General features: G+C 57.5%; 15 protein-coding genes. 10 read left to right on the top strand and 5 right to left on the bottom strand.

The features are described 5' to 3' along the window. The first annotated feature begins 6 nt into the window (after nt 1-6). The gene (locus WKI41_RS13180; protein ID WP_340193959.1) at nt 7-588 is read left to right on the top strand and encodes a TadE/TadG family type IV pilus assembly protein; all 582 of its coding nucleotides are present in this window, start codon (nt 7-9) and stop codon (nt 586-588) included. Between the two features lie 155 nt (nt 589-743). Here WKI41_RS13180 and WKI41_RS13175 read toward each other — a convergent pair whose 3' ends face one another. After that, nucleotides 744-2,063, bottom strand: coding sequence for an MFS transporter (locus tag WKI41_RS13175; RefSeq protein WP_340193958.1), 1,320 nt, complete (start codon nt 2,061-2,063; stop codon nt 744-746). A 292-nt stretch (nt 2,064-2,355) separates the two neighbouring features. Between WKI41_RS13175 and cyoA the strand changes: the two genes are divergently transcribed. From cyoA to upp, 8 genes are all read left to right on the top strand, one after another. After that, complete coding sequence (gene cyoA, locus WKI41_RS13170; RefSeq protein ID WP_425341031.1) at nt 2,356-3,456, top strand: ubiquinol oxidase subunit II; 1,101 nt, start codon at nt 2,356-2,358, stop codon at nt 3,454-3,456. 64 nt (nt 3,457-3,520) lie between these two features. Further along, the gene (gene cyoB, locus WKI41_RS13165) at nt 3,521-5,527 is read left to right on the top strand and encodes a cytochrome o ubiquinol oxidase subunit I (RefSeq protein WP_340193957.1); all 2,007 of its coding nucleotides are present in this window, start codon (nt 3,521-3,523) and stop codon (nt 5,525-5,527) included. Between the two features lie 3 nt (nt 5,528-5,530). Beyond that, nucleotides 5,531-6,157, top strand: coding sequence for a cytochrome o ubiquinol oxidase subunit III (cyoC, locus tag WKI41_RS13160; protein ID WP_340193956.1), 627 nt, complete (start codon nt 5,531-5,533; stop codon nt 6,155-6,157). Further along, nucleotides 6,157-6,576, top strand: coding sequence for a cytochrome o ubiquinol oxidase subunit IV (cyoD, locus tag WKI41_RS13155; protein WP_340193955.1), 420 nt, complete (start codon nt 6,157-6,159; stop codon nt 6,574-6,576). Before cyoC ends, cyoD begins: the two co-directional genes overlap by 1 nt. Nucleotides 6,577-6,714: 138 nt before the next feature. Next, entirely contained in the window at nt 6,715-7,497 is a 783-nt protein-coding gene (locus WKI41_RS13150; RefSeq protein WP_340193954.1) for an SURF1 family protein, read from the top strand. A gap of 84 nt (nt 7,498-7,581) precedes the next feature. Then, nucleotides 7,582-8,802: a phosphopentomutase gene (locus WKI41_RS13145; RefSeq protein WP_340193953.1), complete on the top strand. Its 1,221-nt coding sequence runs from the start codon at nt 7,582-7,584 to the stop codon at nt 8,800-8,802. Then, on the top strand, nt 8,799-9,791 hold the full coding sequence (locus WKI41_RS13140) for an adenosine deaminase (protein ID WP_340193952.1): 993 nt from the start codon (nt 8,799-8,801) through the stop codon (nt 9,789-9,791). Before WKI41_RS13145 ends, WKI41_RS13140 begins: the two co-directional genes overlap by 4 nt. A gap of 105 nt (nt 9,792-9,896) precedes the next feature. Continuing rightward, complete coding sequence (gene upp / locus WKI41_RS13135) at nt 9,897-10,526, top strand: uracil phosphoribosyltransferase (RefSeq protein WP_340193951.1); 630 nt, start codon at nt 9,897-9,899, stop codon at nt 10,524-10,526. Nucleotides 10,527-10,698: 172 nt separating this feature from the next. Here the strand turns inward: upp and dnaA are convergent, their stop codons facing one another. The 4 genes from dnaA to mutM form a co-directional block, all read right to left on the bottom strand. Next, the gene (gene dnaA, locus WKI41_RS13130) at nt 10,699-12,168 is read right to left on the bottom strand and encodes a chromosomal replication initiator protein DnaA (protein ID WP_425341040.1); all 1,470 of its coding nucleotides are present in this window, start codon (nt 12,166-12,168) and stop codon (nt 10,699-10,701) included. 871 nt (nt 12,169-13,039) lie between these two features. Beyond that, the gene (rpsT, locus tag WKI41_RS13125; RefSeq protein ID WP_062427133.1) at nt 13,040-13,306 is read right to left on the bottom strand and encodes a 30S ribosomal protein S20; all 267 of its coding nucleotides are present in this window, start codon (nt 13,304-13,306) and stop codon (nt 13,040-13,042) included. A 220-nt stretch (nt 13,307-13,526) separates the two neighbouring features. Next, the gene (locus WKI41_RS13120; protein WP_340193949.1) at nt 13,527-14,300 is read right to left on the bottom strand and encodes an enoyl-CoA hydratase; all 774 of its coding nucleotides are present in this window, start codon (nt 14,298-14,300) and stop codon (nt 13,527-13,529) included. 17 nt (nt 14,301-14,317) lie between these two features. Beyond that, nucleotides 14,318-15,223 (bottom strand): bifunctional DNA-formamidopyrimidine glycosylase/DNA-(apurinic or apyrimidinic site) lyase, encoded by a 906-nt coding sequence (mutM, locus tag WKI41_RS13115; RefSeq protein ID WP_340193948.1) that lies wholly within the window; start codon nt 15,221-15,223, stop codon nt 14,318-14,320. Nucleotides 15,224-15,426: 203 nt separating this feature from the next. Here mutM and ubiE point away from each other — a divergent pair, with 203 nt between their 5' ends. Further along, nucleotides 15,427-16,203 carry a bifunctional demethylmenaquinone methyltransferase/2-methoxy-6-polyprenyl-1,4-benzoquinol methylase UbiE gene (ubiE, locus tag WKI41_RS13110; RefSeq protein WP_340193947.1) on the top strand — a complete coding sequence of 259 codons (777 nt, stop codon included), beginning with the start codon at nt 15,427-15,429 and terminating at the stop codon, nt 16,201-16,203. The last annotated feature ends 9 nt before the right edge of the window (nt 16,204-16,212 follow it).

The following is a 16,212-nucleotide window of genomic DNA, read 5'->3' as shown; positions in this document are numbered from 1 at the left end:
AACACGATGAAGGTTACATCCAGATCATCGGACGCAAAGACCGGCGGCGTTTTTCTTCGCTTCGCCCGACATAAGGAGGGTGCCGGGGCAATCGAGTTCGCCATCATCTTTCCGCTGCTCGTATCGCTTTATCTCACCTCATTTGAAATCACGGTCGGGTTCAGCGTCTATAAGCGCGCAACGCGCGCAGCTGGAACCGTCGCCGATATCGTCTCGACCCAGACGAAGATCGACAAGGATTATCTGGCGACCATGAAGGATGTGGCCGCGGCGATCTTCGTACCCTACGGCACCGATGGTTTGAAGCTCAAGATCACCGGCATCAAGATCGACGACAACAAGAAGGCAACCGTTGCGTGGTCTTGGGACCAAGGCGGTGGCCGTCCCTACGCTGTGGGTGCTGCAGTGGATGTACCGGCAAACCTTCTTTCCGTCAGTGACTTTCTGGTCCATTCGGAATTATCGGTGCCGCACAACCTGCTGATGTTCATGCCGACGATGGTGTCGCAGAACTCGACCATCACCATCGGTCGAGATTATTACTTCGCCAAGCGCGAAGGCGAACCAATCGTCTGTCGCGACTGCTGACGCAATGAGCCTCGAGGTGCGACAAGCTCCTTGGGGAGCTGGCACGGAAGTGTAGAAAGTCCGCCTAGCCAAGCTTTCAGCAGGACGTAAGACATGAAAAAAAGCTGCGAGACCTCGAGGTTTCGCAGCTTTTGTTTTTGGGCATCAGAACTTGATTAGGCGGGCATTTCCAGCTTGCGGCTAAAGAAAAGCGCCACGATGGTACAGACCGCGCCGGACAGCAGATAAAGGCCGACGGCGAAGAGGCCGAACTCCGAAGAGAAGCCAAGCGCTACGAGCGGCGCAAAGCCGGCACCGATCAGCCAGGAGATGTCCGACGTCAGAGACGCGCCGGTGTAGCGATACTCTCGGCTGAAGCGGGATGCGAGTGCTCCACCGGCCTGACCGAAGGACAAGCCGAGCAACGAGAAGCCGATCAGCACGAAGAGATACCGGCCGATATCGCCTGAGGCCATCAGGATCGGCGCGACGAAGCTGAAGACACCGATCAGGGACGCGGCAATCACCAGAAGCTTGCGACGGCCGATACGGTCGGCGAGCGCGCCGGACACGACGATCATTCCACCGCCGATGATGGCGCTGATGAACTGAACGAAGAGGAAGTCCGACAGGCGCTGCTGCGTGTGCAGCACGACCCAGCTGATCGGGAAGACGGTAACGAGATGGAACAGAGCGAAGCTTGCCAGCGGAACGAAGGCGCCGGTGATGACGACCCGCGACTGGCTGCGCAGCATCTCGAACATCGGCTTCGGCTCCAGCTCATGCTGGGCCAGCATGGCCTGGAACTCCGGCGTCACGATCATGCGCAGACGGGCAAAGAGTGCCAGAACGTTGAGCGCGAGGGCCACGAAGAACGGGAAGCGCCAGCCCCAGGCAAGAAACTCGGGGTTCGAAAGCTGGGTGACGAAGATGATGAAGAAGGCACTGGCAAGGCCAAATCCCATGGCAGCACCGATCTGCGGCATCATCGCATACCAGCCGCGCTGCTTTTCAGGTGCGTTCATCGCCAGAAGCGAAACCAGACCATCCCAAGCGCCACCAAGACCAAGACCCTGACCAATGCGGAAGGCAGCAAGCAGGAGCGGCGCAATTACACCAACATCGTCATAGGAGGGGAGGAAGCTGATCGCCATCGTCGATCCACACAGGGTGAAGAGGGCGGCTGTCAACTTGACGGCGCGACCGAACTTGCGGTCGATCTGCAGGAAGATGAGCGAACCGATGGGTCGCGCAATGAAGGCGAGCGAAAACACGGCGAAGGAATAGAGGGTGGCCGTCAGTGGGTCCGCAAACGAAAAGAAGACGTAAGGAAACACTAGGACGGACGCGATCGCGTAGACGAAAAAGTCGAAGAACTCGGTCATTCTCGCCAGAATGACAGCCATCGTAATGCGGTCCGGATCGACCGCAACGGGAGCCTGGCCTGAAGGGGCTCCGGAGCCCGGAAAAGTCGAGGCTGTGTCAGTATAGCTCATAATAGTCCCTCCTGCGTATTGCGAACCATGTCCGTAACGCAGGCGGCTCCTCATCCGTTGCGTTACATGCGGCGGATTGTCACACAGCACCCGTCACCCGTCAAACGGAATTGCCTGAAATTGCTTGCCGATGAGGCTCGGATTGGAGTAACTGCTAGGAAGAAGATGATGACATCGCCCAGCTGTCATTGCTGCAGCGCAAAAGGCCGCTGCACCGCGACAAAATTACACATTTATTAAATGACATTTGGCAACTAATCCCGGTCCATACCGAATAATCGAGTTGAAGAACGTGCGCACGATCAAGAAACTTACCACGGCCCTTGCCGGCCTGTCGTCGTTGCTGCTGCTCAGCGGCTGCAACCTCGTCGTCATGAACCCCTCGGGTGACGTCGCCCGCCAGCAGGCTGACCTGATCATCACTGCGACGGTTCTCATGCTGTTGATCATCGTTCCGGTCATCGCGCTGACAATTTTCTTCGCCTGGAAGTATCGCGAAGCCGCCAAGGCCACCGATTACGATCCCGAATGGCACCACTCCACCCGTCTGGAAATGGTCATCTGGTCGGCACCGGTCGCCATCATTCTGATGCTCGGTACCGTGACCTGGATTGCGACCCACCGCCTCGATCCCTATCGTCCGCTCGATCGTATCGACGAGGCGCGCGAAGTGACGGAGGCGGTCAAGCCGCTGACGGTCGAAGTCGTTGCCATGGATTGGAAGTGGCTGTTCTTCTACCCCGAGCTTGGCATCGGCAGTGTCAATGAGTTCGCAGCCCCGGTCGATGTTCCGATCAACTTCAAGATCACCGGCACGACGGCCATGAACTCCTTCTTCGTGCCAGCGCTCGCCGGTCAGATCTACGCCATGGGCGGCATGCAGACCAAGCTTCACGCCGTGATCAACCGCGAAGGCGTCTATGACGGCTTTTCGGCGAACTTCTCCGGCCCCGGCTTCTCGCACATGCGCTTCAAGTTCCATGGCCTGAGCCAGCAAGGCTTCGATCAGTGGGTCGCCAAGGTTAAGGAAGGCGGCAAGCCTTTCGGCCGCATGGAGTATCTGGAATTTGCCAAGCCGAGCGAACGCAACCCGGTCGAATATTTCGCCAATGTCGATCCTCAGCTTTACGACGCCATTCTCAATCGCTGCGTCGAGCCGAACAAGCTGTGCATGCGCGACATGATGCATGTCGACGCCAATGGCGGCGGCGGCAAGGAAGGCATCGATATCGCCAAGGCGCTGAACTCCGTCGTCTGCACCCCGCTTTCGCCTTATGGTGTGGCCACCGGTCCAGGCTCCATGCCTGCTGCCATCGAAGGCCAGACTTTCGAGCCTGCCGCTCTCCCGCAGGTCAAGGCAGAGGCTGTTGCCGCTCCGGGCAATGCCGGCTGAAATTGAAATGATTGTCTGCGGCGCGCTTTCGCGCCGCCCTTAAGATTTGAATCAAGAGGCTAAAATGGTCGCCGCTACCACCGATCAAACGTCGTTCCTGTTCGGGAAGCTGACGTTGGAATCCATTCCGTACCACGAGCCGATCCTCGTCGTCACCTTTCTCGGGGTGGCGATCGGGGGCATCGCCGTGCTCGGTCTCGTCACCTATTTCCGGCTCTGGGGTTATCTCTGGAAGGAATGGTTTACGTCGATCGACCACAAGAAGATCGGTATCATGTACATCATTCTGGCACTCGTCATGCTTCTGCGCGGCTTTGCCGACGCAGTCCTGATGCGTACCCAGCAGGCGATCGCTTCTGGCGGTTCGGAAGGCTACCTACCGCCCCACCATTACGACCAGATCTTTACCGCGCACGGCGTCATCATGATCTTCTTCATGGCCATGCCGATGATCACCGGTCTGATGAACTACGTCGTGCCGTTGCAGATCGGCGCGCGCGACGTGTCTTTCCCCTTCCTCAACAATTTCTCCTTCTGGATGACGACCGCAGGTGCGGTGATCACCATGATCTCGCTCTTCATCGGTGAATATGCCCAGACCGGCTGGCTTGCTTATCCGCCGCTGTCGGGGATCGAGGGAAGTCCCAATGTCGGCGTCGATTATTATATCTGGGGTCTGCAGATCGCAGGTGTGGGAACGACCTTGTCGGGTATCAACCTGATCGTCACCATCATCAAGATGCGCGCCCCTGGCATGACCATGATGCGCCTGCCGATCTTCGTCTGGACGTCGCTGTGTTCGAACATCCTGATCGTGGCCTCGTTCCCGATCCTGACCGGCACGCTCGCTCTTCTGACGCTCGATCGTTACCTCGGCATGAACTTCTTCACCAATGACCTTGGTGGCAACCCGATGATGTATGTCAACCTCATCTGGATCTGGGGTCACCCGGAAGTCTACATCCTGGTTCTGCCGGCCTTCGGTATCTTCTCGGAAATCGTTGCGACCTTCTCCCAGAAGCGCCTCTTCGGCTACACCTCGATGGTTTACGCGACCGCCGTCATCACCATCCTGGCCTATGTCGTATGGCTGCACCACTTCTTCACCATGGGTTCCGGTGCAAGCGTCAACGCCTTCTTCGGCATCACGACGATGATCATCTCGATCCCCACGGGCGCGAAGATCTTCAACTGGCTCTTCACCATGTATAAGGGCCGCATCAAGTTCGACGTGCCGATGCTCTGGGCGATCGGCTTCATGATCACCTTTGTCATCGGTGGCATGACCGGCGTTCTGCTCGCCGTTCCACCGGCTGACTTCGTACTGCACAACTCGCTGTTCCTGATTGCCCACTTCCACAACACGATCATCGGCGGCGTAGTCTTCGGTGTTCTGGCAGGTATCGTCTACTGGTTCCCGAAGGCCTTCGGCTTCCGTCTCGATCCATTCTGGGGCAAGATGTCCTTCTGGTGCTGGTTTGTCGGCTTCTACGTTGCCTTCATGCCGCTCTACGTGCTCGGCCTGATGGGTGTGACCCGTCGTCTCAGCCAGTTCGAAGACACGTCCTTGCAGATTTGGTTCGTCATCGCTGCTATCGGCGCTGCCATCATTGCCGTCGGTATCGCTTCCTTCCTGTTGTCGATCGTCTTTGGTTACCTGAAGCGCGAACAGCTGCGGGATGTTACGGGCGACCCCTTCGACGGTCGTACGCTGGAATGGTCTACGTCGTCTCCGCCGCCTGCCTACAACTTCGCCTTCACGCCGGTCGTGCATGATGTCGATGCTTGGGCGGACATGAAAAAGCGTGGCGCTGAGCGTCCTGTGGATGGCTTCATCCCGATCCATATGCCGAAGAACACAGGCACGGGCGTGATCATCAGCGCCATCAGCGTTGCCCTTGGCTTCGGTCTGGTGTGGCATATCTGGTGGCTTGCTGCCGCCAGCCTCATCGCGATCATCGCGGTCTCGATTGCTCACACCTTCAACTACAATCGCGACTACTACATTCCGGAAACGGACGTGGCGGAAGTCGAAGCAGCGCGCACCAGGCTGCTGGCAACTCAGGCGTAACTCATGTCTCAAGCACCCGCACAGACCGCCGACAGCGCGGAAAAGCCGGTCTTCTACCTGAAGGAAGACCATCACACGGAAAACGGCACTGCGCTCGGTTTCTGGCTCTATCTGATGAGCGACTGCCTGATCTTCGCGACGCTCTTCGCAACCTATGCCGTCGTCGGTCGCAGCTATGCGGCCGGGCCTTCCGGTGCGGATCTCTTCGATCTCAAGCTCGTTGCGATCAACACCGGCTTCCTGCTCTTCTCGTCCATCACCTATGGCTTTGCCATGCTGGAGGCGCAGAAGAAGAAGGTCAATTCAACGCTGCTCTGGCTCGCCATCACCGGCGTCTTCGGCCTCTGCTTCCTCGGCCTGGAACTCTACGAATTCCATCACCTGATTGAAGAAGGTGCCGGTCCGCATCGTTCTGCGTTCCTGTCTGCTTTCTTCGCGCTGGTCGGTACCCACGGTCTGCACGTCACCTTCGGCGTGATCTGGCTGGTGACGCTGATGGTGCAGGTGAAGAAGTTCGGCCTGCATGCAGAAAACATGCGCCGCCTGACGTGCCTTTCGATGTTCTGGCACTTCCTTGACGTCATCTGGATCGGCGTCTTTTCCTTCGTCTATCTGGTTGGAGTTCTGTGATGAGTTCAAACACACATACACACGACCACGCTCACGGCCATGCCCATGCCCATCATGGGGACGACCATCACCATGAAAGCGGCGAGGATCACGGCTCGTTCAAGAGCTACATGATCGGCTTCATCCTGTCGGTCATCCTTACCGCCATTCCCTTCTGGCTGGTAATGGGCGATGTTCTGGAAAGCCGCACCGCCACTGTGATCATCATCATGGCCTTCGGTGTCGTTCAGGTATTCGTTCACATGATCTACTTCCTGCACATGAACACCAAGTCGCAGGGCGGCTGGACATTCATGTCGCTGCTCTTCACGCTGGTCGTGGTCATGATCGCGCTCGTCGGCTCGCTCTGGGTCATGTACAACATGAACAAGAACATGATGCCGACGATGACGATGGAGCAGATGAAAAATCTGCCCTAACGATCCAGGTGTAAAGAACAAGGTCCGCGCCGATACGAGGCACGGACCATCTCTCCGAGAAGACATTTAACCCCATGAATCGGAGAGCGGATTCATGGGGTTATGTGTTTGAGCATGATGCTCCTGAGGAATTCTTAGATGGCCACCCCAAAGCACAGCAATGACCGGAAGGGCATCCGACCTGCAGCCGTTGTTGTTATTCTCATGACCGTGATCCTGACCGGCCTTTTGCTGGCGCTTGGGACCTGGCAGGTGAAGCGGCTTTCGTGGAAGCTCAACCTCATCGCGCAGGTGGAGGAGAGGGCGCATGCGGCACCTGTGGATGCGCTGGCGCCTTCCGAATGGGGATCTCTGACCGATCCTGCAACCTACGAATATCGTCGCGTCCGCTTGACCGGCATCTTCCGCCACCAGGATGAAGTCCAGGTCTACACGGTTTCGGATCTTGGACCTGGCTACTGGATCCTGACGCCGCTGCAACGCGATGACGGGTCTTTGGTCATCGTCAACCGCGGCTTCGTGCCGAGCGACAAGCGCGATCCGTCAACCCGTCTGGCCAGCGAGTTGCCGGCACGTGTCGAAGTCGTGGGGCTGATGCGAGCGCCTGAAACGGGCGGGCTGTTCCTGCGTACCAACGATCCCGCGAACAATCGCTGGTATTCGCGCAATATCGCGCAGATTGCCGAAGCGAAATCGCTTGGCGCTGTGGCGCCCTTCTACGTCGACGCCGATGCGACGCCCAATCCAGGCGGCTTGCCGATCGGCGGAAAGACCATGCTCACCTTCCCCAACAACCATCTCTCCTATGCGATCACCTGGTACATCCTCGCTGCGATGACCCTGGCAGCTGGCTTTTACGTTACACGCAACCTCAATGCGCCGAAGCGAGATGAAGACGAAGAGGCGGGTGGAACGCCCTAATAAAGCGTTTCCCCTTTTGCTCTCCGGTGGTCTATATATCGCCGTTACACAGCGACAATCATGTCGCGCCTTTCATGGTGAAGCATGGCACGCGCAATTCTGCTCGTTCTCGATTCATTTGGCGTCGGCGGTGCGCCGGATGCCGAACACTACGGAGACCTAGGTGCCAATACACTCGGCCATATTGCCGAGTTCTGTGCCGCAGGCGCAGCGGACAGGGCAGGGGTTAGATCCGGACCACTGAAACTCCCCAACATGTCGGCGCTTGGTCTCCTGGAGATCGCGACGCTTGCAAGCGGGACGCGGCCAGCCGCCATGCCGCCGCCGGAACGGATTTTCGGTCTGCATGGCTGCGCCAACGAAGTCTCAAAGGGTAAGGATACGCCGTCCGGTCATTGGGAAATTGCCGGCACACCTGTGCGCTTCGAGTGGGGTTATTTTCCAACCGAAGGAGATGCCTTCTCTCCGGAGCTTGTCCGTGCGATCTGCGAGAGCGGCAATCTCCCCGGCATCCTTGGCAATTGCCATGCCTCCGGGACGGAGGTCATCGCAAGGCTGGGCGAAGAGCATATCCGTACGGGCAAACCCATTTGCTACACCTCGTCCGACTCTGTCTTTCAGATCGCCGCCCATGAACTCTATTTCGGCCTGGACCGGCTGATTGGGCTCTGCGAAATCGTCCGCAAAATTCTCGATCCGCTGAATATTGGCCGCGTCATCGCGCGCCCTTTTATCGGCGAGACCGCAGCGACATTCGCCCGCACCGGGAACCGACGTGATTTCTCGGTTTTACCGCCAGAGCCGACGCTTCTCGACCGTCTCGTCGAGCGGGACCGCAAGGTGCTTGCGATTGGCAAGATCGGAGATATCTATGCGCATCAAGGCGTGTCGCGGGTCATCAAGGCCAATGGCAACGAGGCCTTGATGGAGGCGACGCTTGAGGCCATGGATGAGGCCCTGAATGGCGACCTCGTCTTCACCAACTTCGTTGATTTCGATATGAATTACGGCCACCGCCGCGATGTTGCAGGTTATGCCGCAGCGCTAGAGGCGTTTGACCAGAGACTACCGGAAATTCACCGCAAGATGCAGCCGGGAGACGTGGCGATCCTCACGGCCGATCATGGCTGCGATCCGACCTGGCGGGGAACCGATCATACGCGCGAACGTGTGCCGATCATGGCTTTCGGTCCAGGTCTTCGCGAAAGAAATATTGGTATCCGCTCTAGCTATGCGGATATCGGCGAGAGCATCGCCTCCCACCTCAGCATACCGTCCGGGCGGCACGGCAGGAGTTTTATGTGACCCATCAATTGTTGAAAGCCGAAATCCATTGCCATCTGGAAGGTGCGGCACCACCCGCGCTCGTCACAGAACAGGCACGTAAATATAATGTCGACACCAGCGCGTTCTTGAAAGACGGCGCCTACGTCTGGAATGATTTTGCCGAGTTCATCCGCTGCTATGACGATGTGGCTCAGGTCTTCAAGACGGAAGAGGATTATGCCGCCCTCGCGGAGGCCTATCTCCTTGAGCTTGCCGGCGAAAACACGATCTATAGCGAGCTGATCATCTCCCCCGACCACGGAAATCGTATCGGGCTTGGCGCAGATGCCTATCTCGCCGGTATTGCCGAAGGGATGCGGCGCGCCAAAGAAAAGACCGGAATAGAGGCCCGCATCATCGTCACTGGCGAGCGCCACTTCGGTCCAGAAAGCGTCATTGCTGCGGCAGAATACGCCGCGCGTGTTCGTCACCCTCTGATCACCGGCTTCAATATGGCAGGCGAAGAGCGCATGGGGCGAGTGGCCGATTACGCGCGCGCCTTCGACATTGCGCGCGATGCGGGGCTCGGGCTCACCATCCATGCCGGCGAGGTCTGCGGCGCTTTCAGCGTTGCCGACGCGCTTGATCTCGTCAAGCCGCAGCGCATCGGCCACGGGGTGCGGGCCATCGAGGATGCCGCAGTTGTCGAGCGTCTGGTAGAACTCGGCACGGTGCTCGAGGTCTGCCCAGGCTCCAATATTGCGCTCAGCGTCTATCCGGATTTTGCAAGCCATCCCCTGAAGCGACTTCGCGATGCCGGCGTTCGCGTTTGCATCAGCTCGGACGATCCACCCTTCTTCGCCACGTCGCTTGCGCAAGAATATGAGATTGCCAGACATGCATTCGGCTTCTCGGATGCAGAGATCAATAGGCTGACGCGAACGGCACTCGAAGCGGCCTTTGTCGACGACGAGACACGAAGCAGTCTTCTTAAACGCTTCGATGCATCGACTGGTGCAGGTGCCTGAAGAAAGCCTAAGGTGCCAGGATCAATCTGGCACCCGCGGTCTTGCGAAAAGCCCGCATTTGGTCGAAGAGAACAAAGATAAAAGCAAAAGGAAAGGCCAGCTTCCATGGACGGCGTAACAGTCATCAATCACCCGCTTGTGCAGCACAAACTCACCTTCATGCGCAAGAAGGAGACTTCCACGGCCGGCTTCAGGCGGTTGCTGCGCGAAATTTCCACGCTGCTGTGCTATGAAGTGACGCGCGACCTGGACCTCACGATGGAGACCATCGAGACGCCCATGGAAACCATCGAGGCTCCGGTTCTGGAAGGCAAGAAGCTGGTATTTGCCTCGATCCTTCGCGCAGGCAATGGCCTTCTTGAAGGGATGCTGGAACTGGTGCCGTCGGCGCGCGTGTCTCATATCGGTGTTTATCGCGATCACGATACGCTGGAGGCTGTCGAATATTACTTCAAGGCCCCGGAAAGCCTGGACGCGCGCTTGATCATCGTCGTCGATCCAATGCTTGCCACCGGCAATTCATCGATCGCGGCGGTTGAAAAGCTGAAGGAGCGTGGCGCAAAGAACATGCGCTTCCTCTGCCTGCTGGCCGCACCGGAAGGCATCAAGAACTTTCGCGAAGCTCATCCGGATGTGCCGATCTATACAGCTGCGATCGATCGCAAGCTCAACGAGAAGGGCTATATCGTGCCAGGTCTCGGCGACGCGGGCGACCGCATGTACGGAACGAAGTAAGCGTTTCAGCTTTTCGCTGCGCATTGAAAAGCCCGCCGTCGGAAACGACTGGCGGGCTTCTTCATTCCGGTGCCGTGATGCTTGTGAGGCCTTGCCACAGCGGCTTCAAAACTTGGTATTCGATGCATGCATTGAAAAGGCGCGGTCAGGAATTCCTGCCGCGCCATTTTCATTAGGCGTTGTTTTCGTTGATCAGTCGCTTCAGAAGCTCGACTTCATGGCCAAGCTTGCTATCGCCCGAGATCAACTCCTCGATCTTACGCACTGCGTGCAGCACCGTCGTGTGATCGCGCCCGCCGAAACGGCGACCGATTTCGGGGAAGGAGCGTGGGGTCAGCATCTTGGCAAGATACATGGCCACCTGGCGCGGCTTGACGATGACGCGTGTCCGGCGATTGGAAACCAGTTCCTGGCGCGAGACATTGTAGTGGCGCGCGACGATCCGCTGAATGTCTTCGATGCGTACGCGCTTGGCTTCACCAGCGCCAACCAGATGGGCAAGCAGTTCGTCCACGCGCTCGACCGACAGGTTGGGCTCGAAGGAGCGACGGAAGATCAGCTGGTTGAAGGCGCCTTCCAGTTCACGGCCGCTGGCGGTGACGCTGCGCGCCACATGCGAGACGATGTCCTCGCCGATGTCGAAGCTCGGGTCTTCCTGACGTGCAACTGCAATACGCTGCTTCAGCATCTCGTAGCGCATGTCATAATCGGGACCTTCGATCTCGATTGCCATGCCGCCCTGTAGACGCGAACGGACGCGTGGATCGAGCGATTCCAACTCCCAAGGCGCGCGGTCTGCCGCAACCACGACCTGCTTGGCACTGTCGAGCAGCATGTTCAGCAGATGACAGAATTCGTGCTGGATCATCTTGCCCTGCAGGAACTGCATGTCGTCGATGATCAGAAGGTCGATATTGCGCAACGTGTCTTTAAGCGTCAGCGCGTCATTGTCGCGGATGGCGGTGGCAAAGCGCCACATGAAATATTCTGCTGTCAGATAGACGACGCGTGGATTGCGCGGGCTATCGACCGCGGCATTGGCAATCGCTTGCAGAAGATGTGTCTTCCCAAGGCCGACACCGGCATGGATAAAGAGCGGATTGAAACGCACGGCACCGGCGCCGGCTTCTGCGATCGTCTTTGCGGCCGCCAGCGCCACGCGGTTCGACGAGCCTTCCACGAAAGTGTCGAAGGTGAAGCGGGTATCGAGCGGCGAGCCGAATAGCGGACCCGACCCCGACGCGCGCGGTGCCATGGTCGGTGCGGACGAACCCGGCTGGCTTGCAGCGCTGGTCATCTGCGGCGGAATGAAGGGCTTGGCGCGCTGTGCGGACGGTGCCACATCCTGGACTGGCTGAGCTCTGTCATCGGTCGCGACAGCGCGGACCGGACGGCTGGCCGAACGCACCAGAATCTCGACCTTCAGGACATTGGGGTCCTCGGCCTGCACCAGCGTCGTCATCAGATCGATATAGCGGTTGTTGATCCAGGATTTCAAAAACGTCGTTGGAACGGTAAAGCGCACGACGCTCTTCGACATCGAGTGCAGCTTCAGCCGCGCGAACCAGCTTGCATAGACTTCAGGGCCGACTTGCGCCTTCAGTCGCGCGCTAAAGCGCTCGAACAGCGCGTCGTTCTTCATATCCAATGTATTCCCCGCCGCATCATTGCAAACTGCATCACAAGCGTTCTGTGTGCGGTCCCCGTTTGCCACCGCACCCATTGCCAAATTCAATTGCATTACTGCCGCCTTTCAAATTGCCAATCATAGCCTGACAGAGCTCAAAGCCCCGCCAGAGATGCCCCTCTTACTGTCCCCGTAAAGATGGCCCCTCGAAAACCATCCTGAAGCGCAAGGCTTCAACCGCGAGCCGGCTATCCCACTAACCTCTCCATCATGAAGAGGCATGCTACTCTTAACGCATACTCTCACACACAACTCGGACACTCGTCTTCAAGACATGCGTGCATGTTTCCACAACCTGCCAGGTTGCAGCCGAACACACTCAGTGGCTTGAAAACACGGGTCCGAACAGAACCCGTCCGCAAGGAGCTGACGCCTTCGAACTTTGTTTCGAGATAGCTTGTGGATAGATATCCGCGCCCCTTGTCGAGATGCATTTAGGCAGGATCGCATACCGAGATCAATGGCGTTTTTTCTGTGGTTCAGCCGATCTGCCATTGACTCGTTGGAGCCGTTTTGCATCGACGACGGCCCTGTCTGGAGAATCGCTTATGAATCAATGAGATTCATTTTCACGCTATTTTCGAGGCCGATTTTGGCAGAAAAATAAAAAAATTCTTGACTCAAGATTGTGGCCGCCTTCCGCCACGGAAGGACAAGGCCTCATTGAAAGACCTTCCGTAAGTAACTGAAATTAAATGATTATTTACGTCACGCATTTGACGCGTAAATGTCATGCTGTCTGTGAAAGTGTTAACAGGCGGTTAGAATCGGAAAAAGCCCGGCCAAATGGCCAGGCTTTTTTAATCACAATATTGTCTTAGCCGGATTAGGCCGAAAGAGCCTTCACGCGCTGCGCGAGACGAGAAACCTTGCGCGATGCGGTGTTGAAATGCATGACGCCCTTCGTAGCGGCGCGCTGGATCTCAGGCTGTGCAGCCTTGAGGGCTTCGGTCGCAACAGCGAGATCGCCAGTTGCCAGGGCCTCTTCGACCTTGCGAATGAAACCGCGGACGCGCGAACGGCGAGCCTTGTTGACTGCGGTACGGCGAGCGATCTTGCGAGTCGCCTTTTTCGCCGAAGTTGTATTGGCCATGTATGCCTCTCTTCGAATTCAAACCAAAATCCGCAACCACAGGATAGGGTCGTTCGAAGACCTCATGTTCCAAAATTGCGGGAGTAACTGGGACAAGCCGGATGACTTTCCCTAACCGTGGGCGGGCATATAACCCTAAAGCCGCTGCCCGTCAACGCGTTTTGCGCAAAAACACCGAGATTCAGACTTCCGGCTGGCAGAGGCTTTGCGGTGCCGCTGCCTACTTGTTCTGGAACAGCGGCTTTCTCTTTTCAGTGAACGCCTCCATCCCCTCTTTCTGGTCGTCCGTAGAAAAAAGCGACTGGAACAGGCGGCGCTCGAACCGCAAACCCTCGGACAACGAAACCTCGAAGGAGCGGTTGACGCTCTCCTTGGCCATCAGCACCGAGGCTCGCGATAGGGACGCAATGAGACCAGCCGCCTCGACCGCCTCGTCCAGCAGTCTTTCGGATGTCACGATGCGCGAGACGAGACCGGCACGCTCCGCTTCAGCAGCATCCATCTTGCGTCCCGTCAGCACGAGGTCCATGGCCTTCGCCTTGCCGACGGCGCGGGTCAGCCTTTGCGAGCCGCCCATGCCGGGAATGATGCCGAGCGTGATTTCGGGCTGGCCGAACTTCGCGGTATCGGAGGCGATGATGAAATCGCACATCATGGCAAGCTCGCAGCCACCACCCAGCGCAAAGCCTGAGACGGCGGCAATCACCGGCTTGCGGCTTGCCGCCACATCGTCCCATCCGCCCAGAAAGTCGCCAAGATAAGCGTCGACGAAATTCAATGTGCTCATCTCCTTGATGTCAGCACCTGCAGCGAACGCCTTCTCCGATCCGGTGATGACGATAGCACCGATGGAGTCATCCGAAGAAAAAGCCGAGAGAATATGACGCAGCTCTTTCAGGAGTGTGGAGTTCAACGCATTGAGTGCCTTGGGACGGTTGAGCGTCACGATGCCGACAGCATCGCGCTTCTCTACGATGATGGTCTCGTAATCCATGGCCCTTGTCCTCTCCGTTACTTCTGGCAGGCCGCACAATAGAATGTAGAGCGCCCGCTCTGGGTGACCCTTTCGACCGTACCCCCGCAACCCTGGAAGCGGCAAGCATGACCTTCGCGATCATAAACCGAAAAGGAGTGCTGAAAGTATCCAAGAGAACCGTCGGTCTGAATATGATCGCGCAGTGACGAACCGCCAGCGGCAATTGCATCTGCAATCACCTTCCGAATGTGCTGCGTCAGCTCCTCCAGCAAGGGTTTTGGCTTTCCCTTTTTGGTGACGAGCGTGGACGCTGCACGAAGTGGAGAAAGGTGTGAGCGCCACAGCGCTTCGCACACATAGATATTGCCAAGACCGGCAATGACCTTCTGATCGAGAAGAGCGCCTTTCAGCGGCTGCGTTTTTCCTTGAAAGCGCTCTGCGAGATAATCGGCGCTCAGTTCATTTCCAGTCGGCTCAGGCCCAAGGCCGGCAAAGGCGGGATAAAGGTCGATATCGGCGCGGCGCACCAGATGCATGAAGCCGAAGCGGCGCGGGTCATTATAGATGATACGGGTCTTGTCCGCGCCGCGCGTCAGATGAAAAATCACATGGTCGTGCTTGCCATCCTTTGAGCGTGGATGGTGAAACTCGCCCGGAACCTCGCCACGCATTTCGGCTTCCTCGTTTCCGCTTTCGATGCGAAACGAACCGGACATGCCAAGATGCGAGACGATGGTGAGCCCGTTATTGAGTTCGATCAGCAGATATTTTGCCCGGCGTCCGAGCGACAGGATTTCGCAACCTTCCACGAGTTCGGCAAATCCCTCCGGAAACGGAAAACGCAAATCCGGGCGGGTGAGGACGAGTCGTTCTATCCGCGCGCTCTCCATGACGGGTGCTAGGCCGCGTCGAACGGTTTCCACTTCTGGCAATTCGGGCATGGCACTCTCTTAGCGTCTGTTTATCGTGGCGACCTTGTGGTCTATAGACGGCACACATACATGGCGTAGGCCATATCTATGTTGCAACAGATAGCGCTGCAGAGCCGTTTCCGCTATGTGTTGATTTAAAGAGTTAGAGTGGTCTGAGTGAGCCTTAGAGAGCGCAATGCGCTCTCGCCGCAATTGAAGAATGGAGACTGATCATGACCGAAGCCCGCACGACAGCCGAAGGCGGTATGGAAACCTCCTATGGCTTCCGTCAGGTCAATGAGGGCCAGAAGCAGGGCATGGTCAATGATGTCTTCCACAAGGTTGCCAAGCGCTACGACATCATGAATGACGTGATGTCGGCGGGCCTTCACCGTGTCTGGAAAGACGCGATGATCGGCGCCTTGTCGCCTCGCAAGGACCCATCCTATAAGGTTCTCGATGTGGCAGGCGGCACCGGCGATATCGCCTTTCGTATCGTGGAGGCTTCCAACCGTCTGGCACACGCCACGGTTCTCGATATTAACGGCTCTATGCTGGGCGTCGGTGAAGAGCGGGCAGCGAAAAAAGGCCTGACGGAAAATCTGACCTTCGTCGAAGCCAATGCCGAGGAACTGCCTTTCGAGGCCAACAGCTTTGACGCCTATACGATCGCATTTGGCATTCGCAATGTGCCGCGTATCGATGTGGCGCTCTCGGAAGCGTATCGTGTGCTCAAACGCGGTGGCCGTCTTCTTGTTCTGGAATTTTCAGAAGTGGAGATGCCGCTCCTCGACAAGGTCTATGATGCCTGGTCCTTCAACGCTATTCCGCAATTCGGCAAAATGATCACCGGCGACGCAGAACCATACCAGTATCTCGTCGAGTCGATCCGCAAATTCCCCCGGCAGGATGATTTTGCCGCGATGATCCGCACCGCTGGCTTCTCACGCGTCAGCTACACCAACTACACTGGCGGAATTGCCGCGCTGCATTCCGGCTGGAAGCTCTGATCGATGGCA

This window comes from Agrobacterium larrymoorei (assembly GCF_037722385.1).
Classification (GTDB): Bacteria; Pseudomonadota; Alphaproteobacteria; order Rhizobiales; family Rhizobiaceae; genus Agrobacterium; species Agrobacterium larrymoorei_C.
This window is presented reverse-complemented; position numbering and strand designations above follow the sequence as displayed.

What these genes read in the sequence shown, in the direction of transcription:
- mutM (WP_340193948.1), bottom strand. Translation starts at nt 15,223, where the DNA reads ATGCCCGAATTGCCAGAAGTGGAAACCGTTCGACGCGGCCTAGCACCC.
- WKI41_RS13145 (WP_340193953.1), top strand. Translation starts at nt 7,582, where the DNA reads ATGGCACGCGCAATTCTGCTCGTTCTCGATTCATTTGGCGTCGGCGGT.
- WKI41_RS13175 (WP_340193958.1), bottom strand. Translation starts at nt 2,063, where the DNA reads ATGAGCTATACTGACACAGCCTCGACTTTTCCGGGCTCCGGAGCCCCT.
- WKI41_RS13180 (WP_340193959.1), top strand. Translation starts at nt 7, where the DNA reads ATGAAGGTTACATCCAGATCATCGGACGCAAAGACCGGCGGCGTTTTT.
- cyoC (WP_340193956.1), top strand. Translation starts at nt 5,531, where the DNA reads ATGTCTCAAGCACCCGCACAGACCGCCGACAGCGCGGAAAAGCCGGTC.
- upp (WP_340193951.1), top strand. Translation starts at nt 9,897, where the DNA reads ATGGACGGCGTAACAGTCATCAATCACCCGCTTGTGCAGCACAAACTC.
- cyoD (WP_340193955.1), top strand. Translation starts at nt 6,157, where the DNA reads ATGAGTTCAAACACACATACACACGACCACGCTCACGGCCATGCCCAT.
- ubiE (WP_340193947.1), top strand. Translation starts at nt 15,427, where the DNA reads ATGACCGAAGCCCGCACGACAGCCGAAGGCGGTATGGAAACCTCCTAT.
- WKI41_RS13150 (WP_340193954.1), top strand. Translation starts at nt 6,715, where the DNA reads ATGGCCACCCCAAAGCACAGCAATGACCGGAAGGGCATCCGACCTGCA.
- cyoB (WP_340193957.1), top strand. Translation starts at nt 3,521, where the DNA reads ATGGTCGCCGCTACCACCGATCAAACGTCGTTCCTGTTCGGGAAGCTG.
- WKI41_RS13120 (WP_340193949.1), bottom strand. Translation starts at nt 14,300, where the DNA reads ATGGATTACGAGACCATCATCGTAGAGAAGCGCGATGCTGTCGGCATC.
- rpsT (WP_062427133.1), bottom strand. Translation starts at nt 13,306, where the DNA reads ATGGCCAATACAACTTCGGCGAAAAAGGCGACTCGCAAGATCGCTCGC.
- dnaA (WP_425341040.1), bottom strand. Translation starts at nt 12,168, where the DNA reads ATGAAGAACGACGCGCTGTTCGAGCGCTTTAGCGCGCGACTGAAGGCG.